Source organism: Promicromonospora sp. NPDC050262 (assembly GCF_040655935.1).
Taxonomy (GTDB): domain Bacteria; phylum Actinomycetota; class Actinomycetes; order Actinomycetales; family Cellulomonadaceae; genus Promicromonospora.
On the sequence record NZ_JBFAKX010000010.1, the window covers coordinates 85,725 to 111,008 of the forward strand.

Consider the following 25,284-nt stretch of genomic DNA (forward strand, 5'->3'; position numbering starts at 1 on the left):
GCCGCAGGTCAGGAGATGACCAGCGGCGCCATTCCCTGTGCCCGCTGCACGGCGCCCTCGAGCCCGCAGGTCTCCAGCCAGTTCGCCAGCAGCCGGTGCCCGCCCTCGGTGAGCACGGACTCGGGGTGGAACTGCACGCCGTGCAGCGGCAGCTCGCGGTGCTGCAGCCCCATGACAATGCCCGACGCCGTCGAGCAGGTCACCTCCAGCTCGGCCGGCACGCTGTCCGGCGTCACCGCCAGCGAGTGGTAGCGCGTCGCGGTGAACGGCGCGGGCAGGCCGGCGAGGACGCCCTGGCCCGAGTGCTCCACAAGGCTCGTCTTGCCGTGCATGAGCTCCGGCGCGTGCGTCACCTTGCCGCCGAACACCTCGGCCAGCGCCTGGTGCCCGAGGCAGACGCCGAGCATCGGGGTACGCGACCGGGCGCAGTCCCGAATCACGTCCTCGGAGGCGCCGGCCTCCGCCGGGGTCCCCGGGCCGGGGGAGACGAGCACGCCGTCGTAGGGCACGGGCGCGCCGTCGCCGCCGTCGTACCAATAGCGGCCGTCGGCGTCCGGGGTAGGCACGGCGTCGTTCCGGACCACCACGGTCCGGGCGCCGATCTGGTCGAGATAACCGACGATCGTGTAGACGAACGAGTCGTAGTTGTCGACGACGAGGATGCGCGTCATGCAGGCATGCTACGCGCCGACGGTGGTGTCGTTGAACGGCATGTAGTCGCTGAGCCACGGGAAGAACTGCGTGAAGCACACCGCGATCACGCCGAACGCCAGCACGAGGCAGACGAGGAACTTGAACCACCCGGGGCCGGGAATGGCCCGCCACAGCAGCGCGTACATCAGCTCACCAGCTCCTTCGGCATGCCCTCGCCCACCGGCGACCAGTACTCGAGCTCACCGTGCACGATGTACCGCTCGGTCGCGGAGAACATCGGGTGGCAGGAGGTCAGCGTGATGAACCGCTTGGTCAGCTCGGGCATCGGCTCGTCGGCGGTCACACCGGGGACCGGGGCGATGACCTCGACGTTCTGCGGGTAGACGATCTGCGACTCGGTCACCTTGTACACGTACCAGGTGTCCTCGGTACGGACGACCAGCGGATCACCGGGCTTGAGCTCGGCGATCTGGTTGAACGGCTTGCCGTAGGTGGTGCGGTGCGCGGCGACCGCGAAGTTGCCGAGGTCGCCCGGCATGGCGGTGCCCACGTAGTGGCCGATGCCGATGGTGTCGAGCACCGTCGCCTTGTCCGTGCCCTCGGCGATCGGCTTGACGTAGTTGTCGCCGAACCGCGGGATGTACATCTGCGCGAAGAGCGTGCCGGCGTCCGGTGGCTCCGCCATGACCGGCGGCGGGCCGTGGTTCTCGGTAGCGGTCTCGGGACCGGTTGGAGCGGCCTCCCAGTCCATCTCGGCGATGATCTCGCTCTGGGCGCGCGCGCCCTCGACGTCCGTCCACCAGAGCTGCCACACCACGAACAGCCCGAGCACCAGACCCGCGGTCACGAGAAGCTCTCCCATCACGCCGATCAGCCAGGCGACGGGCCGCATGGGGGATCCCGCCGACTGGGGGCGCCGCGCGTTGCGCGGACCCATCCCGGACGGACCGCGCTGATACGCGATGGGGAACACCTCCTGCGGCAGGGGTACGTTGTGGCCGGCCTGCGCGTGGGTCATCCAAAGACCTCCGTACCATCGGGAACCGTCGCGTACTGCAGACCGCCGCCGTCGTACGCGGGGAGGTCCAGGTGGTCGCTACGTCGCACGTCCCAGCCCAGGTGTACCCAGTCCACGTACTCGAGGTACGTCTGCACACCCTCGGACTCGTCGAGCGACGCCTCCATCTTCTCCGGGTCTCCGACTGCCGTCACCTTGTACGGTGGTGAGAAGACCTTGCCGTGCAGCAGGAGGATGTTCCCGGAGCACCGAAACGCCGACGTCGACGTCACGCGCTCGCCCTGCAGGGTCATCGCCTCGGCCCCGCCGGCCCAGAGCGCGTTGATGACGTGCTGCAGGTCCTGCTGGTGCACCACGAGGTCGTCCGGCTGCGGCTCGACGCCACCGGGACCCGCCCCGACCGCCGTCGACGGCGCGTCGTCGAGCGTCACGGTGAGACCACCGCCCTCGACCGGTTCGGATCCCGACACCACGCCCTCGCGGCGCACCAGGTCGTCGTCCAGCGTCGGGACGGTCGTGCCGGCACGCGCGCTCAGCGCCTCGATCTCGCGGTCCAGCTCGGTGCTGCGCTCGGTGAGGTCGGTGACGCGGTCGGTCTCGGTGTCCACGAGCTGCGCGAGGTCCTGCGGGTCGCGGTTGCCGGCGCCGCCGCCGTCGGCCAGCCGGGCGCTGGCGCTGAACATCAGGCCGGCGAGCACGGCGACCGCCCCCACGCTGAGCCACGAACGCCACCGTGCGTGGGTCAGGGCACCAAGAAAGCCTCCGGCACCGCCCTTGGACGACGGCGCGGGCGTCGGCTCCGGTCCGGTCACATGCGTCCCTCCTGCAACATTCGACCAACCCGCGGACGCGTCTGGTCACGACTCGGGCTGTCGACCACTACGCTAGTCCACGAGCAAGCAGACGTCGGCTCGGCACACCCGTCGGGCAGACCCCCCAGGACAGGAGCCCGCCTCGTGCCCGAGTCGAAGTCCCGCAACAAGAAGAAGGCCACGCCCAAGGCTGACAAGGCCGAGGCCAAGGTCGCGCTGCCCGGTGAGGCGGTCAACCCGCGTTGGCTCGCCCCCGTCATGGTCGGCCTCATGGTCCTCGGCCTCGCCTGGATCGTGACGTACTACCTGACCAGCGCAGACCTCGCCCTGCCGATCCCGCAGATCGGCCAGTGGAACCTCGCGGTCGGCTTCGGCCTGATCATCGTGGGCTTCGGGCTCACCACCCGCTGGCGCTGAGGAACGGTGGCTCCGCGGCCGCGCCGAGGCGGCCGCGGAGCTGTGTACCCATTTATCCACAGCTGTGGGTAAAGCTGGGGAAAAGAGTGTGGCGCTACACCACCAGCTAGCTCTTCCGCCTGTTCACAGGACGCCGACGGAGCTGTAGCGCCATACCGCCAGCGCGGTCAGGACGGCGATACCGGCCACCGGGACGACCCACGCGACGAGCGCACGCCGGTCCTTGGGCGCGTACGCATAGGCGGTCGCCACCAGCGCACCTGTGACGAGACCGCCGAGGTGTGCCTGCCACGAGATGTTCGGCACGAAGAACCCGATGGCGCCGTTGATCGCGAGCAGGACGAGCACCTGACCCATGCTGCGGCCCAGGCGGCGCATCACGGGGAGCATCGCCCCGAACAGCCCGAACACCATGCCGGACGCGCCGACGACCGGCGTCACCCAGGCGTCCGACGTGAACGGGTCGCCGGCCAGGAGCAGCACGCCGACCGACCCGCCCACGGCGGACAGCAGGCACAGGACCGCGAACCGGGCCCGGCCGAGCAGCGGCTCGAGGAACTGGCCCGTGATCCACAGCGCGTACATGTTGAACAGGATGTGCAGCGGCGACGTGGAGTGCAGGAACGATGCCGTGAGGAACCGCCACGGTTCCATCGCGCCGCCCCAGGGCCAGAACCACAGCGCCTGCGTCCACTCACCCCTCGTCACCAGCTGCAGCAGCCAGCTCACGACGCAGATGCCGATGATCGTCAGCGTGACGACCGGCCGACCGTGGGTGGAGGCGGCCGTCGCGGTGCCACCGAAGACCGTCCGGACACGCGGCGCGGCACGACTCGACTCCCGGACGCAGTCGACGCACTGGATGCCGACCGCGGCCGGCCGCTGGCATTCCGGGCACGCCGGCCGACCACAGCGCTGGCAGCGCACGTAGCTCACCCGGTCCGGGTGACGCGGGCAGACGGGAGCCTCGGCCTCGGTCGGCTCCTCGGCGGCCGGGTCGTTCATCGCGATACGTCCTCAGTCCCCTCGGTCCTCAGTGCTCAGGTCGTACGTGTCCGGTCCAGGGCGGCGCGGGCGCCGCGGCGGGTCAGGGCTCGATGGTGACGGACTCGATGACGATGTCCTCGACGGGACGGTCGCCGGGACGCGTGCGCGTCTTGCCGACCTTGTCGACGACCTCGCGCGACGCGTCGTCCGCGACCTTGCCGAAGATCGTGTGCTTGCCGTTCAGCCACGGGGTCTCCGCGGTGGTGAGGAAGAACTGGGAGCCGTTGGTGCCCTCGATCTCGCCGGTGACCGGGTTCCGGCGCTTGCCGGCGTTGGCCATCGCGAGGATGTACTTCTCGTTGAACTGGAGCTCAGGGTGGATCTCGTCGTTGAACGTGTACCCCGGGCCGCCGGTTCCCGTCCCGAGCGGGCAGCCGCCCTGGATCATGAAGTCGTCGATGACGCGGTGGAAGATCAGGCCGTCGTAGAACGGGTCCTTGCGCTCCTCGCCCGTGCGCGGGTCCGTCCAGGCCTTCTCACCCGTCGCCAGGCCGACGAAGTTCTCGACAGTCTTGGGCGCGTGGTTCGGGAAGAGCTCGATGCGGATGTCACCGGAGGTGGTGTGCAGGATTGCGAACATGCATCAATCCTCCCACGGAGCGGCCCGTAGATGCTGCACCGGCGCCTCCCGCCCTCGCCAGTAACGGCAGGCGATGGCAGAGTGGCACCTTGAGGAGTATTGAACAGTTCGGGGGGAGTTACATGACCCGCAAGAAGGTGACCGACTACGTGGACACGAGCAAGATCGACACCGAGAAGGTCAAGGAGAGGGCCGCGGAGGCCACAGCTCTGCTTTCCGACGTCAGCTCCAAGGCCGCGTCGCAGGCCGGGTCCATCGCGGCCCAGGCCAAGGACCGGGCCTCGAACGCGAAGGACTGGGCCCAGCCCCGCGTGAACGACTTCATCGCGTGGCTCACACCGCGCGCCGAGAAGGCCTGGCAGGACAGCCTGCAGGCGGCCGCGCCCCAGGTCGAGAAGGTGGCGGGCAAGGCCGCGCCCCTCATCGACTCCGCGCACGACAAGCTCGTGGACGACCTGCTCCCGAAGATGGTCTCCGCGTTCAACGCCGCGGCGGCCAATGCCGCGGCGGCTCAGGGCAAGACCTCGCTCGCCGAGACCGTCACGGACGCGGCGGACAAGGCCAGCAGGAAGAGCTCCAAGAAGGGCTGGCTCATCGCGCTGGCCGCGGGCGGCGCGGCCGTCGCGGGCTACGTCTTCTGGAAGCGCGCGCAGCCGCAGACCGACCCGTGGGCCGAGCCCTGGGAGCAGAGCTCGGGAGCCGACTACTCCGACGGCGCCGCCAAGCACTCCTCCGGCGTCGGCTCGGCGGCAGGCTCCGCGCTCGCCAAGGGCAAGGAGGCGGGGGCCAAGGCCGCACAGACGGCCAAGGACCTCGGCGCCCGGGCCTACTCGGCCGCGAGCCCCGCGTTCGAGGCGGCGAAGGAGAAGGCCGGTCCGGTGCTCGAGAAGGCCGCCCCGGTGATCGACGCCGCCAAGGAGAAGGCTGCTCCCGTCATCGACGCCGCGAAGTCCACGGCGCAGAAGGCGAGCGGCGCGGTGTCCGACGCCGCGCAGAAGGCCGGCTCCGACAGCCCCGAGAAGCCGGCCAAGGCAGCGGAGCCGAAGGACGCCAAGCCGGCTCCGCCCACCAAGGACGAGCCGATCGTGGACCAGGTTCCGCCGGGGGAGAGCAAGCAGGGCAGCTGACCCCAGCCCGTCTCACGGACACCAGAAGGGCCCGGCCGACACGGCCGGGCCCTTCTGTCCTGTGGATGCCGCGACCAGCGCGCCGGGCTCAGCCGCCGATCGGCGTGGCCTCCCCCGCGAACGGGTCGAGCTGGATGAAAGCCTCGGTCGGGTCACCGTCGTGCACCAGCGATTCCTGCGCCACGACGTCGTCGAACGCGAACGCGTACGCCTTGCCGTCCGCCATCTGCTCGTGGATGTACTTGGCGTAGTAGTTCGTCACCGAGTCCTGGTAGAAGCCGGCCGGATCCTGGGTCGGCTGGGTGCTGCTGTCGAGCAGCGAGGACCGGTTGAACCCTGCGCACAGCGTGCGCGCGATGGCGCCGATGTCGTTGTTCGGCGCGGCCAGGTCGCCCGCGCAGCCGAAGATCGACTCGCCCGAGGGCTTCGGGAACGTCGTGACGACGGCGCCCGACGTGTCGGTGAACGTCATCGTGTCGCCCGAGACGGTCCCGAGGAACTTCTTGTCCGGCTGGTCGCCGTACGGCACGACGGTGAGGGTCTCGCTCGAGTACTTGCTCCAGACCCGGTCGACGTAGTCGGACAGGATGTTCGCGTCGATCTGGCCCGTGCCGACGCCGTGGCCGGGGGAGAGCACCCGGAGCACGGATCCGTCAGGGCCGGTCTGCGCGAGACCGTCCCAGCCGTCCTGCTGCGAGAGCGACGAGACGACGTGGTCCCAGCCGTCAGGCTTGAGCATCCCCGTATGCAGCAGCTCGCCGCTCGAGGAGCGCAGGCCCGTCTGGTACGGCGCGGAGAAGAAGTCCACCTGGGTGCTGTTGATCCACAGGCCGGAGTCGTTGAGCGTGTACTCCGTCCAGTTGAACAGGATGTCGCGGTTGGGGTCGCTCGGGTTCTGCACGGCCGGCTGCACGAGCTGCCCGTCGTTGACGATCTTGAGGTCGAGCTTGCTCCCGTAGGAGAAGTACACGCGGCCCGACAGCTTGGGCATCTGGATGGTGACGTCCTGCCCGTTCGCCGGACCCGCGATCGACGCGTCCGGCGCCGGCTCGGGGACGCTCCCGGCGTCCGGCCACGGGTGGAACGTCCCCTGGGCGTCGGCGTAGCCGAGCTGGCCGCCGGTCTCGCCCAGGACGTAGACGAACACCTGGTCACCACGACCTGAGTCGTTGGTGATGGTGAGCGGGATGGTGTCGGGTACTGCGGTGGCTGTCGGCGTGGCGACCACGGCAGCCGACAGGGCTGCTGTCACTGCGGCGGCGGTGCCGATGAGCTTCCTGGTCAGGGACACGCTGTCCTCCTCGGATCACGAGGGGCCGAACAGGTGGGTGGTGCTGCCCCTCGCGCTCGACGATATGGAAGGAGTCCTGCCATGTCAGTAGCCGGAGGCGGATCGGGGGTGAAAAAATCACCGGACCGGCCGAACGTACGGGTATCCCACAAGGCGCGCGTACGTGATCCCTCGGACGTGCGGCGCCCGACCACGGAGCGCGGGCCTGACCGACCCCGGGAACGACAAAAGCCCGGACGAATCCGGGCTTCGGTCATGGGGTGGAGCCAGGGGGACTCGAACCCCCAACCCCCTGCTTGCAAAGCAGGTGCGCTACCAATTGCGCCATGGCCCCGTGAGGGCCGCTCAGTCGATCGAGTCGGTGACCTCGGACCAGAGATCGCGGCCGGCCGCGTCCTCACTCAGCTTGCGCCAGAGGATGTAGCCGGCGCCGGCCGCCAGCAGCACTATCAGCAGCTTCTTCACGAGTTCCTCCTGAGGAGCCTCTGCAGGTCCGGGAGTGGGGCTAGGAGGACTTGAACCTCCGACCTCTTCCTTATCAGGGAAGCGCTCTAACCGTCTGAGCTATAGCCCCGGAGAGCGTTGCGCACGCTCTTGCGACACTGGAGATTACCCCAGGTAGGGACGATGTCCCAAACCGAAATGATGGTCCGCGGTGTGACGTGCGCCGAGTCGTGCGCGATGACGCACGAGAACGCTCCGGCAGCGCTGGTCAGTCGTCGGTCAGCGTCATGTGCACGCCGCCGACGAGTGCTGCCGTGATGTTGTACAGGAACGCCATGATCGTCGCGATCGCCGTCAGCAGCACGATGTTGCAGATGCTGATCAGGGTCGCCAGGGAGATGACGCGGGGGAACTCCACGAACTGCGTGAGGTTCACGTTGCTCTGCGGGCCCACGGCGTCCTCCACGAAGCTCTGCACCGTGGTGAAGACACCGAGGCTGTTGAGCACCGACCAGAACACCGCCGTGGCCACCACGGTCATGATCGCGACCGCGACGGCCAGCAGGAACGCCAGCTTCATGACGGACCACGGGTCGACCCGGGAGATCGCGAGCCGCACGCGGCGCGGGCCGGCCGGGGCCGGACGCGGCACCTCGGGCGTGGGGGCCGACGCCGGCTGTGCGGGCTGGCCCTGCGCCCCCTCGGCGGGTGTACCGACCGGAGCGGCGGTGCCGCGCACGCCGCCCGCGGTGTAGTGCATCTCGGGCCGCGGCTTGGGCTCGTTCTGAGCCGCCGTCTGCCCCTCGTCGTCAGGCATGATCGAGGACACCTTCTTCGCCGCGCTACGGGCCGCGTCGAGGGCGGCCTGGGCAGCCTTCATCGCGCCGGCCTTCACGCCGTCCGCCGCTCCCGTCGGAGCGGCCGCCGGGGCGCTCCCCGGCGTGCCGGGCGCCGGGACCCGGTTCCACGACTTCGCGTCCGGCTCAGCCGCGGGTGCGCTCTGCGACGCCGCGGTGTCGGTCTTCGTCGAGGCCCGCCCGATCGCCGAGACGAGGCCCGCGGAGTCCTTGGACCCGCCGTTCGACTCCGCGGCGGGCTTCTGCTCCTTGCCCTGCTTGCCCGCCTCGTAGGCGGACCGCCAGACCCCACCCGTGGTGGGGACGGCCGCGGCGGAGTCGTCCGCGGCGGCCGGCTTCGGCGTCTTGCTCTCCGGCGTGGGCTGGTCCGCCTTCGCCGCGGGGGAGGCGACCACGACGGGCTCGGACAGCTTCTCGCCGCCCGTGGCCTGACCGTTGCCGGCAGCGGCGCCGTTCGACGCGCTGCCGCCGTCGGCAGGCTTGTCCGCGGCCGAACCGTTCGACGCGGAGGTCTTCTCCGAGCCGGCCCCTGCCGGCTCCGCGCCGGAGGTCTCGGCCGCGGCCTTGTCCTCCGTCACGGCCTTACGGTCCCGGGTGATCTCCAGGTCCTCTTCGAGCGAAGGCGTCGCGATGCGCACGTGCCCGTTCTTGTCACTCGTCATCAGCTGTCCTCGCGTCCGGTGCTGTCCTGCTCAGGGGTGCTCGGAACTTCGTCGGGGGTCGGATTCGCTTCCACGGTAACCCGCTCGGCAGGTTCGCCGTCGGAGTTCTCGTCGGTGGCACCCACCGCATCGCCCGCGTCCTCACGCTCCGCGTTGCGCGCGACGGCGATGATCCTGTCCCCCTTGTCCGGCTTTGCGAAGGTTACCCCCTGGGTGTTCCGGCCGGTGAGGTTAACTTCCGCGACGGCCGAGCGCACGATCTTCCCGCGCTCCATGATGACCAGCACCTCGTCGTCCGCATGGGTCACGAGCGCACCCACGAGGTCGCCGCGCGCCTCCACCAGGTTGGCGACCTTGATGCCGAGGCCACCGCGGCCCTGGATCCGGTACTCCGAGATCCGGGTGCGCTTGGCGAACCCGCCCTCGGTGACGACGAACAGGTCGGCGCCGTCGATGACCACGTCGGCCGACAGCAGCTCGTCCTCCTCGCGGAACTTCATGCCGGTGACGCCGGACGTCGCGCGGCCGAGCGGACGGATCGACTCGTCGTCCGCGTGGAAGCGGATCGACTGGCCCTTGCGCGACACCAGGATGAGGTCGTCATCGGCGTTCACGAGGCGGGCCGAGACCAGCTCGTCCGCGGCGCCGTCGGCGTCCTCCCGCAGGTTGATCGCGATGAGACCGCCGGAACGCGGCGAGTTGTACTCGCTCAGGCGGGTCTTCTTCACCAGCCCGCGACGAGTGGCGAGCACCAGGTAGTCCGCGGCCTCGTAGTCGGGGATGTCGAGCACCTGGGCGATCTTCTCGCCCGGCTGGAAGGCCAGCAGGTTGGCGACGTGCTGCCCCTTCGCGTCCCGGCCGCCCTCGGGCAGCTCGTAGCCCTTGGCCCGGTAGACCCGGCCGAGGTTGGTGAAGAACAGCATCCAGTGGTGGGTCGTCGTCGTGAAGAAGTGGTCCACGATGTCGTCCTCGCGCAGCTGCGCGCCGCGCACCCCCTTGCCGCCGCGCTTCTGCGAGCGGTAGTTGTCCGTCCGCGTCCGCTTGGCGTAGCCGCCGCGCGTGATCGTGACGACCACGTCCTCCTCGGGGATGAGGTCCTCCATGGACATGTCGCCGTCGTACGGGAGGATCGTGGTGCGGCGCTCGTCGCCCCAGCGCTCGGTGACCTCGTCGAGCTCCTCGCCCACGATGGTCCGCTGACGCTCCGGCTTGGCGAGGATGTCGAGGTAGTCGTTGATCTCGGTCTGCAGCTTGGCGTGCTCGTCGAGGATCTTCTGCCGCTCGAGGGCGGCCAGACGGCGCAGCTGCATCGAGAGGATCGCGTTCGCCTGCTGCTCGTCGATGGTGAGCAGGTCCATCAGGCCGGTGCGCGCCTCGTCGACGTCGGGGGAGCGGCGGATCAGCGCGATGACCTCGTCGAGCGCGTCGAGGGCCTTGAGGTAGCCCTCGTAGATGTGGATCTGGTCCTGCGCCTCCTTGAGGAGGTACTCGGTGCGGCGGCGCACGACCTCGATCTGGTGCGTGGTCCAGTGCCGCACGAACGCGTCGATGCTGAGGGTGCGGGGCACCTCGTCGACCAGCGCAAGCATGTTCGCGCTGAAGTTCTCCTGCAGCGGCGTGTGCTTGTAGAGGTTGTTCAGCACGACCTTGGCCACGGCGTCGCGCTTGAGCACGATCACCAGGCGCTGGCCGGTGCGGCCCGACGTCTCGTCGCGGATGTCGGCGATGCCGTTGATGCGGCCGTCGTTGACGAGGTCCGCGATCTTCGACGCCAGGTTGTCCGGGTTGACCATGTACGGCAGCTCGGTGACGACCAGGCAGATCCGGTTCTGGATCTCCTCGACGCTCACCACCGCGCGCATCGTGATGGAGCCGCGGCCCGTGCGGTAGGCGTCCTCGATGCCCTTGTGGCCCAGGATCTGGGCTCCGGAGGGGAAGTCCGGGCCCTTGATGCGCTGCAGGAGCGCCTCGAGCAGCTCCTCGCGCGACGCGTCGGGGTGGGCGAGGTGCCACCGGACGCCCTCGGCCACCTCGCGCAGGTTGTGCGGCGGGATGTTGGTGGCCATGCCGACTGCGATGCCCGCCGAGCCGTTGACCAGCAGGTTCGGGATACGCGCCGGGAGGACGACGGGCTCCTGGGTGCGGCCGTCGTAGTTCGGCCTGAAGTCGACGGTGCCCTTCTCGATGTCGCGCACCATCTCCAGCGCGAGGGGCGCCATCTTGCACTCGGTGTACCGCGGGGCCGCCGCGGGGTCGTTGCCCGGCGAGCCGAAGTTGCCCTGCCCGGCGACCAGCGGGTAGCGCAGCACCCAGTCCTGCACCAGGCGCACCAGGGTGTCGTAGATCGCGGTGTCACCGTGCGGGTGGTACTTGCCCATGACGTCGCCCACGACGCGCGAGCACTTGGAGAACGCGCGGTCGGGCCGGTACCCGCCGTCGTACATCGCGTAGATGACGCGGCGGTGCACCGGCTTGAGGCCGTCCCGCACGTCGGGCAGCGCGCGGCCCACGATCACGCTCATCGCGTAGTCGAGGTACGACCGCTGCATCTCCAGCTGCAGGTCGACCTGCTCGACACGACCGTGGTGGACCGCTACGCGCGCGTCCTCCACAGGAATGCCGTCGTCGGAGTTCTCCACGCCGGGGGTCTCGTCCGTCACCGTCTGTACTTCCTTTCCACGCCGCTGGGCGTGTCACTTCGTCTCGTGGGCCACCGTCTCGACGCGGGACGCCGCAGGGCCCTCTCGGGCACTGCTGCGGCGACCCCAGGTCAGATGTCGAGGAACCGCACGTCCTTGGCGTTGCGCTGGATGAAGGTGCGGCGGGACTCGACGTCCTCGCCCATGAGCACCGAGAAGATCTCGTCGGCCGCGGCCGCGTCGTCCATGGTGACCTGCAGCAGCGTCCGGTGGTCCGGGTCCATCGTGGTGTCCCAGAGCTCGGAGTAGTCCATCTCGCCGAGACCCTTGTAGCGCTGGATGCCGTTGTCCTTGGGGATCCGCTTGCCCTGCGCGGCGCCGGCCTCCAGGAACGCGTCGCGCTCCCGGTCCGAGTACACGTAGTCGTGCGGGGCGTTGCTCCACTTGATCCGGTACAGCGGCGGCTGCGCGAGGTACACGTGGCCGTGCTCGATCAGGGGTCGCATGTACCGGAACAGCAGCGTGAGCAGCAGGGTGCAGATGTGCTGGCCGTCGACGTCGGCATCGGCCATGAGCACGATCTTGTGGTACTTCAGCTTCGAGATGTCGAAGTCCTCGCCGATGCCCGTGCCGAAGGACGTGATCAGCGCCTGGACCTCGGCGTTGGACAGCGCCTTGTCCAGGCGGGCCCGCTCGACGTTCAGGATCTTGCCGCGCAGCGGCAGGATCGCCTGGTTGTGCGGGTTGCGGCCACGCACCGCCGAGCCGCCGGCCGAGTCTCCCTCGACGATGTAGATCTCGCACTCGTCGGGGAACCGCGACTGGCAGTCCTTGAGCTTGCCCGGCATGCCGCCGCCGTTGAGGATGCCCTTGCGGCGGGTGGCCTCGCGCGCCTTGCGCGCCGCGATCCGTGCCTGCGAGGCCTGGATCGCCTTGCGGATGACGTCGCGGGCCTCGTTCGGGTGCGCGTCGAACCAGTCGACGAGCTGCTCGCGCACCACGCGCTGCACGAAGGTCTTGGCCTCCGTGTTCCCGAGCTTGGTCTTGGTCTGGCCCTCGAACTGGGGCTCGCCGAGCTTGACGGAGATGACGGCGGTCAGCCCCTCGCGGATGTCGTCACCCGTGAGGTTCTCGTCCTTCTCCTTGATGATCCCCTTGTCGCGCGCGTAGCTGTTGACCAGTGTGGTCATCGCCGCGCGGAAACCCTCCTCGTGCGTACCGCCCTCGGTGGTGGAGATCGTGTTGGCGAACGTGTGGACCGACTCGCTGTAGGCGCTGGTCCACTGGAGTGCGACCTCGACCGAGATCTTGCGCTCGGTGTCCTCGCTCTCGAACGAGATGACGTCGGGGTGGATCAGCTCCACCCGCTTCGCCGAGTTGAGGTGGTGCACGTAGTCCATGAGGCCGTCGTCGTACTTGAACGTGACGGTGCGCCACGAGTCCGCGCCCTGGGCCGCGTCCTGGGACGTGCCGTCGGCGTCGGGCTGGCCGTCGGCTCCCGTGACCTCCTCGACGCCGTCGGCCGCCGCCTCGGGCTCCGCACCCGTGACCTCGTCCGTCGCGGACGAGTGACCCGCCCGCTCGTCGGTGAGCGTGATCTTCAGGCCCTTGTTGAGGAAGGCGTACTGCTGGAACCGGGCACGCAGCGTCTCGAAGTCGTACTCGGTCGTCTCGAAGATCGACCCGTCGGCCCAGAACGTCTGCGTGGTTCCGGTGTGCTCGTCGGGGCCGAGCGGCTCGAGCTGCTCGACGCCGGTGATCGGGTTACCGCCGTCGGTGTACTCCTGACGCCAGTTGAACCCATCGCGGCGTACCTCGGAGACGAACCGCGTGCTCAGCGCGTTCACCACGGACATGCCGACGCCGTGGAGGCCACCGGAGACGGCGTACCCGCCGCCGCCGAACTTGCCTCCGGCATGCAGGATCGTCATCACGACCTCAAGCGTTGGCTTGCCCTCGGTCGGGTGCATGGCGACCGGAATGCCTCGACCGTCGTCGGAGACTCGCACTCCGCCGTCGGCCAGAAGGCGCACGTCGATCTCGGTGGCGTGGCCTGCGAGGGCCTCGTCCACAGCGTTATCCACAATCTCGTACACAAGGTGGTGGAGCCCACGCTCACCGGTCGATCCGATATACATGCCCGGTCGCTTACGAACGGCCTCGAGACCTTCCAGGACTGTGATGTTCCCGGCGTCGTAGCCGCCGTCGATTCGCTCTGTCACGGGCGGGGTTGCTCCTCGTCTTTCAGGCACACGATGTGCACGACGACGGACGTACCAGCTGCTGCGCGAGCGGCTCGGACCAGGTGAGGTCCATGCCGTGCTCGGGTGCCAGGTACTGTCCGACGGCTCGTCGGTGCTCAGCGTTCCGGGCCCTCAGGACGTTCCTGGGAACCCGGCGCGGTTGACCCCCTCATACTACCTTCTGAGCGGCGAAAACCCGGGATCCTGGGGTGTTTGTAGCCACTCCTCCACAACCTTTCTCCACAGGGTGATTCCTGGGGCCCTGAAGGGGTTCCCGAACGGCCTCCGAAGCCTCGATCCGACCCTCGTCGGGGGCGCGGGCCGGGGGTCCGATCCGACCCTCGCGCGGTCGTCGTCGACGACCTCGACGACGCCGCTCCGGACGACTCGTCGAGAACGCACTCCGGCATGCGATTCCCCTTCGGTTCGTCATGTCGCCGTCTGTTGAAGGTCAGAAAATTTGCACGCAGAAGGTGACATTTCGTTGATTTGTCGTTTTCTGCTCTAATAGCGCCGACCGGTCACATGCGCGCGCACGCGCACTCTCACTTCGAAGGGCAACAGAGTGAAGAAGCTTCTCGCCGGCGGAACTCTCGCCATCCTGGCATTCGGCGGCATGATTGCCAGCGCCGCACCCGCCTCCGCACACACGCCGAGCGTCTCCGCCGACTGCGGTTTCGTGAACGTTGATCTCAAGTACTACAACGGGGCCAAGGTCACCGTCGTTATCGACGGCCAGACGGTCGAGGACACCGAGTTCTCCAACGGCTTCCAGAAGCTCTACCCGGACCTCGCGCTCGACAAGGCGCACGAGTGGACCGTCACCGTCGACGCCTATGACGGCCAGGGCGGCACGCAGTACGACTGGACGGAGTCCGGTTCGATCGGTGTCTGCCAGACGCCCCCGCCCGCCGAGGTCGTCACCCCCGTGATCCCCGAGGCCGTGGCAGGTTGCGCCGCCAGCCTGGACGACGTGGTCATCCCGGAGAGCACCGAGGCGATCATCTACACCAAGACCGAGGCCGGCATCGTCGCCACGCTCACCTCGGAGGAGTACACGTTCCCCGAGGAGCTCGGTGCCTACCAGCTCCAGGAGGACGGTTCGGCCCTGCTGCCGACCGAGCTCATCGTGATCGAGGAAGAGTGCGCCGAGCCGGAGCCCTCGCCGTCCGTCGAGCCCAGCGAGGAGGCCTCCGTGCCGCCCGCCGCCGAGCCCTCCGCCTCGCCCAGCCCCGCGGCTGAGGAGCCCGCGGAGCTCGCCGCGACCGGTGCGACCGTCGGTGGCGCCATCGCGTTCGCCGCGCTGCTCGCCATCGGTGGCGTCGCCCTGGTCTGGGCCCGCAAGCGCATGCAGCAGAACGCGTGAGCAGGTAGCTCCTGGCTGACGCTGCGGCGCAGCTGAGCGACGAAGGGCTCCCCGGCTTCGGCCGGGGAGCCCTTCGTGCGTGTACGGCCGTTCTGGACCGTGTACGAGCCGTGTGCGGAGTACTGCCGGCGGGCGCATGCCCCTGTGGACCGTGGGTCGTCAGCCCCAGGTGTCCCGGGGGCCGGGGCCGCGCACGGACCGAGGGCCGCGCCGGAATCCGGGTCCGGCCGGGCCGAGCACCGTGACCTCCTCGACGACGCCCTCCCCGATCTCCTCCGCCATGCGCCGGATCAGGGTCGGTACCAGCAGCCGGAGCTGGGTCGCCCAGGCCGTCGAGTCGGCGCGCACCACGAGAACCTTGTCCTCGAACGCCTCGGGCGTGCAGTGGTCGGCGATCTCCGAGCCCACCACCTCGCGCCAGCGGCCCACGACGCCGCCCACCGACACCTCCTCGGTCCAGCCCTTCTCGCGCAGCAGGCGGCCGACGACCGCCCCGAGGAGCTGTGGGTCCCGGGCACCGGGCCCTGAACCGCTCGACCGGGGCTCGGCCAGGGGAGACCGGCGCGAGGGGGATCCGGGCCGCAGTCCGCGGGCTCGGGCCGCGGCCTTGGCACGGTTGAGGGCGGCCCGAGCGACCTCCGACGGCGGCGTCAGAGGGGGCTCGGAGTTATCCACAGGCCCCTGTGGAGATTCGTCAGTCACGGGTCACCGTCCCGGGTTCCACGTGAAACCGTACGCCGTTCAGAGCCGGCGGGATGTCCTCCGGCACGGCCGCCGTGACGAGCACCTGACGGGCGGGGAGCACCAGGTCCGCGAGTCGTTCCCGGCGCCGGACGTCGAGCTCCGCGAACACGTCGTCGAGGATGAGCACCGGATCGGCGTCGGTGCCCAGATCGGGGTCCCAGAAAGCGGGTGAATCCGCCGAATTCTGCGGATCCCCGCCCAGCAGACGGAACGATGCGAGTCGCAGCGCGAGCGCGAAGGACCACGACTCGCCATGGCTTGCGTACCCCTTGGCGGGCAGTCCGCCGAGCGTCAGCACGAGGTCGTCCCGGTGCGGGCCGACCAGGCTGACACCGCGCTCCAGCTCCTGCGGCCGGGCCTCGACGAGGGCCTCGAGGAGCAGGTCACGGAGGCGGCCGACGTCCAAAAAGTTATCCCCAGAGGCTGTGGACAACTCCGGTGGATTGTCCGTCGAGAGGGCCGGCAGCGATGACCGGTAGGCGATCTCCGCGTCGCCGTCGGCATCACTCACCTGCTCGTACGCGGCAGCGACCGCGGGACGCAGCGCGTCCACCAGCTGCACCCGCAGGGAGAGGATCTCCGCGCCGAGCTCGGCCAGTCGTGCGTCCCACACGTCGAGCGTCGCCAGCTCGGCGGCCGCCGAGCTCTCGGACCGCGCCGAACCGCCGGAGCGTCGTGCCGACCGCGCCGACTTGAGCAGGGCCGAACGCTGCCGCAGGACCCGTTCATAGTCGGACAGCACGGCCGACACCCGCGGCATCATCAGGACAAGAAGCTGGTCCATGAACCGCCGCCGACCGTCCGGGTCGCCCTTCACCAGGGCGAGGTCCTCGGGTGCGAAGAGCACCGTTCGCAGGATCCCCAGCACGTCCCGCGCCCGCACCGGCTGGCCCCGGTTGATCCGGGCGCGGTTCGCCTTGCCCTGGGTGATCTCCAGCTCGATCGTGCTGGCGCGGTCGCCCCGTACGATCCGCGTCCGCACCACGGCTCGCTCGGCGCCCGACCGCACCAGCGGCGCGTCCGTGGCGACCCGGTGCGAACCGAGGGTCGCGACATAGCCGATGGCCTCGACCAGGTTGGTCTTGCCGCGGCCGTTGCGCCCGACGAACGCGTTGACCCCCGGTTCGAGCTCCAGGTCGGCCGACGCGTACGACCGGAAGTCCAGCAGGGAGAGGTGGGAGACGTACATCGGTAGGAGATCGTACGTCCCGGCCGCTACTCCGCCGACTTCACCGCGTGCCCGCCGAACTGCTGGCGGAGCGCGGCCACGGCCTTCATGGCCGGCGACTGCTCCTGGCGCGAGGCGAACCGCGCGAACAGGGCGGCGGAGATCACGGGGAGCGGCACGGCGAGGTCGATGCCCTCGTCCACGGTCCACCGGCCCTCGCCGGAGTCGTCGACCCAGTCGTCCAGCAGCGCGAGCTTCGGGTCCTCCTCCAGCGCCTTGACCATGAGGTCCAGCAGCCAGGAGCGCACCACGGTGCCGCGGCTCCAGGCCCGCACCGTGCCGTGCACGTCGGTGATGAGGTCGGACTTGGCCGCGAGCAGCTCGTAGCCCTCGGCGTAGGCCTGCATCAGGCCGTACTCGATGCCGTTGTGGACCATCTTGGCGTAGTGGCCGGCGCCGACGCCGCCGGCGTGCACGAAGCCCTCCTCGCGCGGTCCCTCGGGGCGCAGCGCGTCGAAGACGGGCAGCACGCTCTCCACGTCCGCGGCCGCGCCGCCGACCATCAGGCCGTACCCGTTCTCCAGGCCCCAGACGCCGCCGCTCACGCCGACGTCGAGGTAGCCGATCCCGTTCTTCGCGAGCTCCGCGGCCCGCTCCTGGTCCTCGACGTAGTGCGAGTTGCCGCCCTCGATGACGATGTCGCCCTCGGACAGGATCTCGCCCAGCTGGTCGAGCACGCCACGGGTGGGCTCACCCGCGGGAACCATCACCCAGACGACACGCTTGTCCTCGGGGAGCGCGGCGGCGAGGTCGGCGAGCGTCGCGACGTCGGACACCTCGGGCCGCGGGTCGAACCCGGTGACCTCGATGCCCCCCTTGCGCAGACGGGCCCGCATGTTGTTGCCCATCTTCCCCAGGCCGACCAGGCCGATGTGGGTAACCATGTGCGTGAAATCCTCCTGGGTCGTTCGACGGGGTCGCTCGTGGCGGCCGTCCTTGGTGCGAGCTGACGATGGGTTGCGGGCGTGCGCCGTCGATCAGGACGGAGCGTCGAACCCGTCAGCCGGTGAAGCGGATCGGTACCAGCAGGTACCGGTAGGCGGAGTCGTCCTCGCCGTCCAGGCTGCCCTGACCGGTGAACTCGACCGGCTTGTTCGGGTGCGTGAAGGACAGCCGGACGAAGTCCGTGCCCAGCGCGCCCAGGCCGTCGAGCAGGAACTGCGGGTTGAACGCCACCGCGATGTCCTCACCGACCAGGACTGCCTCCAGCGCCTCGGACGCCTGCGCGTCGTCGCCCTGGCCGGCGTCGAGCACGACCTGGCCCTCGCTGAACGAGAGCCGGATCGGCGTGTTGCGCTCCGCGACCAGGCTCACGCGCTTCGCCGCCTCGATCAGCGGGGCGGTGGCGACGACGGCGTGGATGGGCGTGCTGTCCGGGAACAGGCGCCTGACGGCGGGGTAGTCGCCGTCGACGAGCTGGGAGGTGGTCTGCCGGCCGCCGGCCTCGAAGCCGACGAGGTCGAGGCCCTGGCCTGTGGACAGACCGACGTTCACGAGACCACCGCCCGAGCCGAGCGACTTGGCGACGTCGTTGAGCGTGCGTGCCCGCACGAGCGCGACGGCGGAGAAGCCCGGCGTGGCCGGGGTCCACGTCAGCTCGCGGAGCGCGAGGCGGTAGCGGTCCGTGGACAGGAGGGTGATGCGCTCGCCCTCGATCTCGACCCGCACGCCGGTCAGCAGGGGGAGCGTGTCGTCGCGGCTGGCGGCGACGGTCACCTGGGCGACGGCGTGGGTGAACGCGTCACCCGACACGGTGCCGCTCACCTCGGGCAGCCCGGGCAGCGCCGGGTACTCGTCCACAGGCATGGTGAGGAGTGTGAATCGGCTGGCACCACAGGTGACGATGACCTTGTTGCCCTCGAGCGCCACGTCCACAGGCTTGTTCGGCAGCGCTCGCGAGATCTCGGCGAGCAGTCGGCCGGAGACCAGCACTGTGCCCGGCTCCGCCACCTCGGCGGGGATCTCGGAGCGCGCGGAGGTCTCGTAGTCGAAGCTCGCGAGGTTGATGACGCCCTGCGCGTCGGCCTCGATCCGGACTCCGGCAAGCACCGGTGCCGGCGGGCGCGTGGGGAGCGTACGAGCGGTCCATGTCACGGCATCGGCGAGAACGTCGCGCTCGACCCTGAACTTCATGCCGTTACATCTCCTCTTGTTCCTGGGCTGTCGAGGGAAACCCTACGCGAGTTGGAGACCTCACGGCACTCGATAGGTCCTGGCTGTGGATGGACTTCTCGGAGAGTCTCGTACTAGTGTTCGAACGGGCAGTCGAAGCGCTCGACCGGCTTATGAAGGCGTGTGGATTCCCCCTAATAGATAACTGTCGTAGTAGTAGTCGGTGTTGTGGAAACTGGGGAAATCGTGTCTTTCCGCAGGTCAGAGGCCATTTCCTCCTGTGGAGGAGCTGTGGGGTGATCTGTGTATGAACTGGGGACCGCTGTGGACGGCCAGTTTTTACACACAGGCTGTCCACCGATCGGGGTCTCGTCGCCCACAGAAAACAGGCCTTCGTCCACACCCGTCCACAGGCTTGTCCCCAGGTGTGTATCGGCTGGTCAGCGCAGCGCACTAGGTTCTGCACAGGTTGTGTCCACAGCGCTGGGGACAAGCGAAGCAGAGTCAAGGGAATCAGCCGATCTTCATGTGGACAGTCCTGTGGAGGTGCGTATACGCAACACCCCTGTGCACCGGTTCGGCTGTGCACAGGGGTGTTGAAAGGTGTGGAAGTGGGAGCTATGCCCGGATTTTCGGGCCGCACGAGGGTGGGGAGGACGGCACGCGTGAGGTGCGGCTCGTCAGCCGCGCTGCTGCTGCTTGATCCGGCTCGTGAGCTCGGTGACCTGGTTGTAGGTCGAGCGGCGCTCCGCCATCTGGCCGGCGATCTTCTTGTTCGCGTGCATGACCGTGGTGTGGTCACGGCCGCCGAACTGCTGGCCGATCTTGGGCAGCGACAGGTCGGTGAGCTCGCGGCAGAGGTACATGGCGATCTGCCGGGCGGTGACGAGCACGCGCGAGCGTGACGAGCCGCACAGGTCGTCGATGGTGAGGCCGAAGTAGGCAGCCGTCTGCGCGATCACGACGGCGGGGGTGATCTCCGCGGTGTCGTCGTCGTCGGTGATGAGGTCCTTGAGGACGATCTCGGCGAGTGCCAGGTCGACCTGCTGCCGGTTGAGGTTGGCGAACGCGGTGACGCGGATGAGCGCCCCCTCGAGCTCACGGATGTTCGTCGAGATCCGGGAACCGATGTAGGAGAGGACGTCGGCCGGGACGTCGAGGTGCTCGCTCGCTGCCTTCTTACGCATGATGGCGATACGCGTCTCGAGGTCCGGAGGCTGGACGTCGGTGATGAGGCCCCACTCGAAGCGGGAGCGCAGCCGGTCCTCGAACCCGTTGAGCTGCTTGGGCGGGACGTCGGACGTGATCACGACCTGCTTGTTCGCGTTGTGGAGCGCGTTGAAGGTGTGGAAGAACTCCTCCATCGTCTGTTCCTTGCCCTGCAGGAACTGGATGTCGTCGATGAGGAGCACGTCGACGTCGCGGTACCGGCGCTGGAACGCGCCTGCCTTGCCCTCGCCGATGCTGTTGATGAAGTCGTTGGTGAACTCCTCGGAGTTCACGTACCGCACGCGGATGTGTGGATAGAGGTTGTGGACGTAGTGCCCGATGGCGTGCAGCAGGTGGGTCTTGCCCAGTCCCGAGTCGCCGTAGATGAAGAGCGGGTTGTACGCCTTGGCCGGAGCCTCGGCCACGGCGACGGCCGCGGCGTGCGCGAACCGGTTGGACGAGCCGATGACGAACGTCTCGAAGATGTACTTCGGGTTCAGCCGGGTGGGCTCGGCCGACGGCTTGGGCGCGGGCTGCGGCGCGATCGGCATCTGTGCCTGCTCGGGCTCCGGGGGCTCGTGCTCGAGGGAGAGGGCCGCCGGGCCGGAGATCTGGGACGGGCCGGCGAGCGTGCTGCTGCTCAGCTCGGGGTCCACGGTGATGCCGAAGCGGACGTCGCGCCCCAGGACCGACGACATCGCGGAGACCAGGTCGTCGCGGACCGCCGTCTCCAGATAGGTCCGCGTCTGCTCGTGGGGGACGGCGATGAAGACCATGTCGTCCAGCACTGCCATCGGCTTGGCGAGACGGATGAAGGCGAGCTGCCGGGGGCTCATGTCGGGCCGGGCCTCGAGCGCTGTCAGGGTCTGCGCCCAGACATCGCCGATGTTCTCGTCCGGGTTGGCCACTGGCTTTCCTTAGTCTCGTGCGTGGGGTGGTGCGCGACGCTGGGGGTGTGTTGGAGTCTGCCATGATGAGGCACCGTCCACACAGTTGTCCACAGGTTGTGGATGGCGCGGATCATGCCTGGGTAAGTGGTACGTAGCCAGGCAGGACGGCCCGGCGGGGAAGGTCGGCGAGGCGCGCGGTGTGGCGCGTCCGACACGCATGATCCTGCCGTTCTGGTTTGACCCGGGGGCTCCCGGCGGCGTAACGTCAGACAGCCGTTCCAGGTATTTCTGCGCGCCCATACACGGATTCGAGCCACGTCCTCCGACGTCGGCCAGGACCAGTGGGCCAGGCCCCGGGTCGGCTCGGTCGATCGAAGTACTGAACGGCCACCTTTCACTGCATCGTCGAGGACAGACGGTGTGCCTACCCCGACGTTCTTGGAGTACCTCGTGAGCAAGCGGACCTTCCAGCCGAACAACCGCCGTCGTGCGAAGACCCACGGCTTCCGGCTGCGCATGCGCACCCGTGCCGGCCGCGCCATCCTGGCAGCTCGCCGGCGTAAGGGTCGCGCCGAGCTCTCAGCCTGAGCCATGTTGCCCGCGGCGCACCGTTTGCGCCGTTCCGTCGACTTCGAGCGGACGGTGCGCCGCGGCACGCGCGCAGGTCGATCGACCTTGGTGGTTCACCTCCTGGTCCAGGACGAAAATGTCCCGGACCAAGGATCGGGAACTCCACAGGTCGGTTTTGTCGTTTCCAAGGCTGTGGGTAACTCCGTGCAGCGCAACCTGGTGAAGCGTCGGCTCCGTGCCGCCGCGTTCGGCCAGCTCTCCATGCTGCCCAGCTCCGCTCGTGCGGTGGTGCGCGCGCTGCCGCCGTCGGCAGACGCGACCTACGCGGACCTCGACCGCGACCTCGACTCGTGCTTGCGGCGTGCTGTCGCGCGCGTTTCCGGAGACGGGAAGAGATGACCACCATCCCCGCACCCGAGGGTGAGGCGCCGACGCGTGAGCCTTCGCTGATCGGCCGGCTCCCGGTGACCCTCCTTGTGGGGATGGTCCGGTTCTACCAGGCGTTCATCAGCCCGATGAGCCCCCCGAGCTGCAAGTACTACCCGTCCTGCTCGCAGTACGCCCTGATCGCGCTGCGTCGCCACGGTGCGCTGCGCGGGCTCGGTCTCGCGCTGTGGCGCCTGCTGCGGTGCAACCCGTGGAGTCTCGGCGGCGTCGACGACGTGCCGCCCGCGCGCGGCACGCACACTCACGCCGAGAGCTGACCTGCCTCGGCTCGTGCCGCCGTACACGACCCCCTCGCACCTACCGCAGACTTCGCGTCACCAACTCTGGAGCTTCTTGACCGATGGACTTCTTCGCCTTCCTCTACCCCATCGAGTGGGTCGTGGCCTGGATCATGTACGGGTCACACTGGCTGTTCACCTCTCTCGGGATGTCCAGCGGCCCCGGGACCGCGTGGGTGCTGTCGATCGTCGCGCTGGTGATCGTGATCCGTGTGGCACTGATCCCGCTCTTCTTCAAGCAGATCAAGGCCTCGCGCGGGATGCAGATGATCCAGCCAGAGCTGCAGGCGATCCAGAAGAAGTACAAGGGCAAGACGGACCCGGCGTCCCGCGAGAACATGACGCGCGAGACCATGGAGCTGTACCGGAAGCACGGGACCAACCCGTTCGCCTCCTGCATGCCGATCCTGCTGCAGTCGCCGATCTTCTTCGCCCTGTTCCGGGTGCTCAACGGCCTGGAGCCGATCTCGACCGGTGCCCAGGACCCGATCGGCCCCATCACGCGTGAGGTCGCCAGCGACATCGAGTCGTCGACACTGTTCGGCGCCCAGCTCAGCGACGTCTTCCTGCAGACGGACTCGATGACCTCGCGCATCGTGGTCATCGTGCTGATCGTCGCAATGAGCGTCACGACGTTCACCACGCAGCGCCAGCTGACGATGAAGAACATGCCGCCGTCGGCGCTCGAGGGCCCGATGGCGCAGACGCAGAAGCTGATGCTCTACATGCTGCCGATCGTCTTCGCGATCTCCGGCGTGAACTTCCCGGTCGGTGTGCTGATCTACTGGACCGTGACGAACCTCTGGTCCATGGGCCAGCAGTACTACACGATCAAGCGGATGCCGACGCCTGGTTCCGTCGCGGAGAAGCAGATGAAGGAGCGGCAGGCTGCGAAGGCCGCGCGCAAGGCTGCTCGGAACGGCGGGGTCATCGAGGAGGACGTCCCGGTGGTCGAGGAGCCGAAGAGCGGTCAGCGCGTCCAGCCCAAGCGGAAGAACCGGCAGAAGGGCGGGGCCCGTCCGGAGCCCACGCGGCCGGCGCTCGCTCAGTCCGCTCCGCAGGACGCGACCGACGCGCCGGCCGATGCGCCGACCGACGCATCGACCGATGGATCGACCGGCAAGCAGCAGGCCGCCACGCCGAAGCAGTCGAGCACGTCCAAGCAGTCCGGTACGCCGAAGCAGTCCGGCTCGCCCAAGCAGTCCAGCACGCAGCCCGGATCGAAGCCCAAGCAGTCCGGCACCGCGCCCGGGGCGACCCCGGCGTCGTCGGGCAAGCGCAAGCAGAAGAAGTAGGAGGAGACGCGATGAACGCGAGCACAGGTACGGCCGCACCCGATCCCGCGGCCACGGTCGCGGATCCGGAGGACCGCACCAAGCGCCTCGAGGAGGAGGGCGAGATCGCCGCCGACTACCTCGAGGAGTTCCTCGACATCGCCGACCTCGACGGCGACATCGACCTGGACATCAAGCACGACCGCGCGGCGGTCGAGGTGGTCGCCGACGACCCCGAGTCGCTCGCGCACCTGATCGGTCGTGAGGGCGAGGTGCTCGACGCGATGCAGGAGCTCACCCGCCTGGCGGTGCAGACCCGGACGGGGGACCGGAGCCGGCTGATGCTCGACATCGGCGGCTACCGGGCGGCACGTCGTGTCGAGCTCACCCGGATCGCTGATCGGGCCGTCGAGCAGGTGCAGGAGTCCGGCGCCGAGGTCGAGCTCGAGCCGCTGAACGCGTTCGAGCGCAAGGTCGTGCACGACGCCGTCGCCGCGGCGGGCCTGGTGAGCGACTCACGCGGAGTCGAGCCGGAGCGGTACGTCGTGGTCCAGCCGGCTGGAACGGCGGCCGCGGTCACCGACTGAGCCGGTGGGTTTCGGCCGAGGGCCGGTGTACGTCCCGAGGACGTGCACCGGCCCTCGGTGTGTTTGGCTTCTTTCGACAGCAAGTGGAGGACGGGACGTGGAAGGTTCTGACGTGGCAGGGGATGCCGGCTCGACCGATGCCGAGGTGTTCGACGGCGAGACGCTCGGCGCCAGTGAGGCGGTCAAGACGTACCTGGGCGACGCCTACGACGGCGTGGTGCGCTTCGCGGAGCTGCTCCGTGACCAGGGAGAGCTGCGCGGACTGATCGGACCTCGTGAGGTACCGCGCATCTGGGAGCGGCACATCCTCAACTCCGCGGCGGTCGTGCCGTACCTTCCCGCAACCGGATCGGTCGCCGACATCGGGTCGGGTGCCGGGCTGCCCGGCATCGTGATCGCGGTGATGCGGCCCGGGCTCCAGGTGATCCTGGTCGAGCCGATGGAGCGACGGACGACGTGGCTGGCCGAGGTCGTCGCCGAGCTCGGACTGACGAACGTCGAGATCAAGCGTGGGCGAGCCGAGGAGTACCACGATGCCTTCGAGGCGGACGCCGTCACCTCGCGGGCTGTCGCCGCACTGTCGAAGCTGGTCCGGATGAGCATGCCTCTCGTCCGGGTGGGTGGCGAGCTGGTGATCCTCAAGGGGCGCAACGTGGCTCAGGAGGTCGAGCCTGCGCGAAAGGTGCTGAGGAGGTACGCCACGGGGGATCCGGAGATTCTCGAGGGGACCACCGTGGAGGGCGTCGAGTCCACGACGATCGTCCGGGTGCGTCGCGGGAAGTAGATCG

The 25,284-nt window shown here is 68.9% G+C and carries 24 protein-coding genes, 2 tRNA genes and 1 pseudogene; 9 read left to right on the forward strand and 18 right to left on the reverse strand.

Going from position 1 to position 25,284, the window contains the following annotated elements:
• Positions 1–8: 8 nt before the first annotated feature.
• Genes AB0I29_RS16355 through AB0I29_RS16370 form a run of 4 tightly spaced genes read right to left on the reverse strand, consistent with a single transcriptional unit; the run spans position 9 to position 2,484 of the window.
• Positions 9–671, reverse strand: a complete 663-nt coding sequence (locus tag AB0I29_RS16355; protein WP_357483189.1) for an aminodeoxychorismate/anthranilate synthase component II — start codon at positions 669–671, stop codon at positions 9–11.
• A 9-nt stretch (positions 672–680) separates the two neighbouring features.
• Positions 681–839 carry a hypothetical protein gene (locus AB0I29_RS16360; RefSeq protein ID WP_285100577.1) on the reverse strand — a complete coding sequence of 53 codons (159 nt, stop codon included), beginning with the start codon at positions 837–839 and terminating at the stop codon, positions 681–683.
• Positions 839–1,672, reverse strand: coding sequence for a class E sortase (locus tag AB0I29_RS16365; RefSeq protein ID WP_357483195.1), 834 nt, complete (start codon positions 1,670–1,672; stop codon positions 839–841). Before AB0I29_RS16365 ends, AB0I29_RS16360 begins: the two co-directional genes overlap by 1 nt.
• A complete protein-coding gene (locus AB0I29_RS16370) occupies positions 1,669–2,484 on the reverse strand; it encodes a DUF881 domain-containing protein (RefSeq protein WP_357483198.1) in 816 nt (271 codons plus the stop codon). Before AB0I29_RS16370 ends, AB0I29_RS16365 begins: the two co-directional genes overlap by 4 nt.
• Positions 2,485–2,628: 144 nt before the next feature.
• On the opposite strand from AB0I29_RS16370, the gene AB0I29_RS16375 reads away from it, so the two are divergent.
• Positions 2,629–2,901 carry a cell division protein CrgA gene (locus AB0I29_RS16375; RefSeq protein ID WP_285100574.1) on the forward strand — a complete coding sequence of 91 codons (273 nt, stop codon included), beginning with the start codon at positions 2,629–2,631 and terminating at the stop codon, positions 2,899–2,901.
• Positions 2,902–3,024: 123 nt separating this feature from the next.
• On the opposite strand, the gene AB0I29_RS16380 is transcribed toward AB0I29_RS16375, so the two are convergent.
• Both AB0I29_RS16380 and AB0I29_RS16385 read right to left on the reverse strand, forming a co-directional pair.
• A complete protein-coding gene (locus AB0I29_RS16380; RefSeq protein WP_285100573.1) occupies positions 3,025–3,906 on the reverse strand; it encodes a rhomboid family intramembrane serine protease in 882 nt (293 codons plus the stop codon).
• Between the two features lie 82 nt (positions 3,907–3,988).
• Entirely contained in the window at positions 3,989–4,528 is a 540-nt protein-coding gene (locus AB0I29_RS16385) for a peptidylprolyl isomerase (RefSeq protein WP_285100572.1), read from the reverse strand.
• 122 nt (positions 4,529–4,650) lie between these two features.
• Here AB0I29_RS16385 and AB0I29_RS16390 point away from each other — a divergent pair, with 122 nt between their 5' ends.
• Positions 4,651–5,655, forward strand: coding sequence for a hypothetical protein (locus tag AB0I29_RS16390; protein WP_357483210.1), 1,005 nt, complete (start codon positions 4,651–4,653; stop codon positions 5,653–5,655).
• Between the two features lie 88 nt (positions 5,656–5,743).
• On the opposite strand, the gene AB0I29_RS16395 is transcribed toward AB0I29_RS16390, so the two are convergent.
• The 7 genes from AB0I29_RS16395 to gyrB form a co-directional block, all read right to left on the reverse strand.
• Entirely contained in the window at positions 5,744–6,946 is a 1,203-nt protein-coding gene (locus AB0I29_RS16395) for a beta-1,3-glucanase family protein (RefSeq protein WP_357483213.1), read from the reverse strand.
• 261 nt (positions 6,947–7,207) lie between these two features.
• Positions 7,208–7,280 (reverse strand) — tRNA-Ala (locus AB0I29_RS16400).
• A gap of 11 nt (positions 7,281–7,291) precedes the next feature.
• Positions 7,292–7,411 carry a DLW-39 family protein gene (locus AB0I29_RS16405; protein ID WP_285100569.1) on the reverse strand — a complete coding sequence of 40 codons (120 nt, stop codon included), beginning with the start codon at positions 7,409–7,411 and terminating at the stop codon, positions 7,292–7,294.
• 35 nt (positions 7,412–7,446) lie between these two features.
• Positions 7,447–7,520: transfer RNA gene (locus AB0I29_RS16410), tRNA-Ile, on the reverse strand.
• 138 nt (positions 7,521–7,658) lie between these two features.
• Positions 7,659–8,909: a DUF3566 domain-containing protein gene (locus AB0I29_RS16415; protein WP_357483218.1), complete on the reverse strand. Its 1,251-nt coding sequence runs from the start codon at positions 8,907–8,909 to the stop codon at positions 7,659–7,661.
• Positions 8,909–11,548 carry a DNA gyrase subunit A gene (gene gyrA, locus AB0I29_RS16420; RefSeq protein ID WP_285100651.1) on the reverse strand — a complete coding sequence of 880 codons (2,640 nt, stop codon included), beginning with the start codon at positions 11,546–11,548 and terminating at the stop codon, positions 8,909–8,911. The genes AB0I29_RS16415 and gyrA overlap by 1 nt, the downstream gene beginning before the upstream one ends.
• 131 nt (positions 11,549–11,679) lie before the next feature.
• Positions 11,680–13,770: a DNA topoisomerase (ATP-hydrolyzing) subunit B gene (gene gyrB / locus AB0I29_RS16425; protein WP_357483221.1), complete on the reverse strand. Its 2,091-nt coding sequence runs from the start codon at positions 13,768–13,770 to the stop codon at positions 11,680–11,682.
• Between the two features lie 586 nt (positions 13,771–14,356).
• Between gyrB and AB0I29_RS16430 the strand changes: the two genes are divergently transcribed.
• Positions 14,357–15,157 (forward strand): hypothetical protein, encoded by an 801-nt coding sequence (locus tag AB0I29_RS16430; protein WP_357483224.1) that lies wholly within the window; start codon positions 14,357–14,359, stop codon positions 15,155–15,157.
• A gap of 159 nt (positions 15,158–15,316) precedes the next feature.
• On the opposite strand, the gene AB0I29_RS16435 is transcribed toward AB0I29_RS16430, so the two are convergent.
• The 5 genes and pseudogenes from AB0I29_RS16435 to dnaA all read right to left on the reverse strand — a co-directional run bounded on the left by AB0I29_RS16435 (position 15,317) and on the right by dnaA (position 21,358).
• Positions 15,317–15,832 (reverse strand): DciA family protein, encoded by a 516-nt coding sequence (locus AB0I29_RS16435; protein ID WP_357483227.1) that lies wholly within the window; start codon positions 15,830–15,832, stop codon positions 15,317–15,319.
• Between the two features lie 19 nt (positions 15,833–15,851).
• The gene (recF, locus tag AB0I29_RS16440; RefSeq protein WP_357483230.1) at positions 15,852–17,090 is read right to left on the reverse strand and encodes a DNA replication/repair protein RecF; all 1,239 of its coding nucleotides are present in this window, start codon (positions 17,088–17,090) and stop codon (positions 15,852–15,854) included.
• 26 nt (positions 17,091–17,116) lie between these two features.
• Positions 17,117–18,064 (reverse strand): annotated as a pseudogene (gene gnd, locus AB0I29_RS16445) (phosphogluconate dehydrogenase (NAD(+)-dependent, decarboxylating)); the annotation flags it as partial.
• Positions 18,065–18,128: 64 nt separating this feature from the next.
• A complete protein-coding gene (gene dnaN, locus AB0I29_RS16450; RefSeq protein WP_020017328.1) occupies positions 18,129–19,262 on the reverse strand; it encodes a DNA polymerase III subunit beta in 1,134 nt (377 codons plus the stop codon).
• A 659-nt stretch (positions 19,263–19,921) separates the two neighbouring features.
• Entirely contained in the window at positions 19,922–21,358 is a 1,437-nt protein-coding gene (dnaA, locus tag AB0I29_RS16455; protein ID WP_108492793.1) for a chromosomal replication initiator protein DnaA, read from the reverse strand.
• Between the two features lie 432 nt (positions 21,359–21,790).
• On the opposite strand from dnaA, the gene rpmH reads away from it, so the two are divergent.
• The 6 genes from rpmH (at position 21,791) to rsmG (ending at position 25,280) form a co-directional block, all read left to right on the forward strand.
• The gene (gene rpmH, locus AB0I29_RS16460) at positions 21,791–21,928 is read left to right on the forward strand and encodes a 50S ribosomal protein L34 (protein WP_010849920.1); all 138 of its coding nucleotides are present in this window, start codon (positions 21,791–21,793) and stop codon (positions 21,926–21,928) included.
• A 3-nt stretch (positions 21,929–21,931) separates the two neighbouring features.
• A complete protein-coding gene (gene rnpA, locus AB0I29_RS16465; protein ID WP_285100561.1) occupies positions 21,932–22,309 on the forward strand; it encodes a ribonuclease P protein component in 378 nt (125 codons plus the stop codon).
• Positions 22,306–22,614: a membrane protein insertion efficiency factor YidD gene (gene yidD / locus AB0I29_RS16470; RefSeq protein ID WP_285100560.1), complete on the forward strand. Its 309-nt coding sequence runs from the start codon at positions 22,306–22,308 to the stop codon at positions 22,612–22,614. Before rnpA ends, yidD begins: the two co-directional genes overlap by 4 nt.
• 83 nt (positions 22,615–22,697) lie before the next feature.
• Positions 22,698–23,930 carry a membrane protein insertase YidC gene (yidC, locus tag AB0I29_RS16475; protein WP_357483241.1) on the forward strand — a complete coding sequence of 411 codons (1,233 nt, stop codon included), beginning with the start codon at positions 22,698–22,700 and terminating at the stop codon, positions 23,928–23,930.
• An 11-nt stretch (positions 23,931–23,941) separates the two neighbouring features.
• Entirely contained in the window at positions 23,942–24,496 is a 555-nt protein-coding gene (locus tag AB0I29_RS16480; protein ID WP_357483244.1) for a R3H domain-containing nucleic acid-binding protein, read from the forward strand.
• A 112-nt stretch (positions 24,497–24,608) separates the two neighbouring features.
• Positions 24,609–25,280, forward strand: a complete 672-nt coding sequence (gene rsmG / locus AB0I29_RS16485) for a 16S rRNA (guanine(527)-N(7))-methyltransferase RsmG (RefSeq protein WP_357483247.1) — start codon at positions 24,609–24,611, stop codon at positions 25,278–25,280.
• Positions 25,281–25,284: the final 4 nt, after the last annotated feature.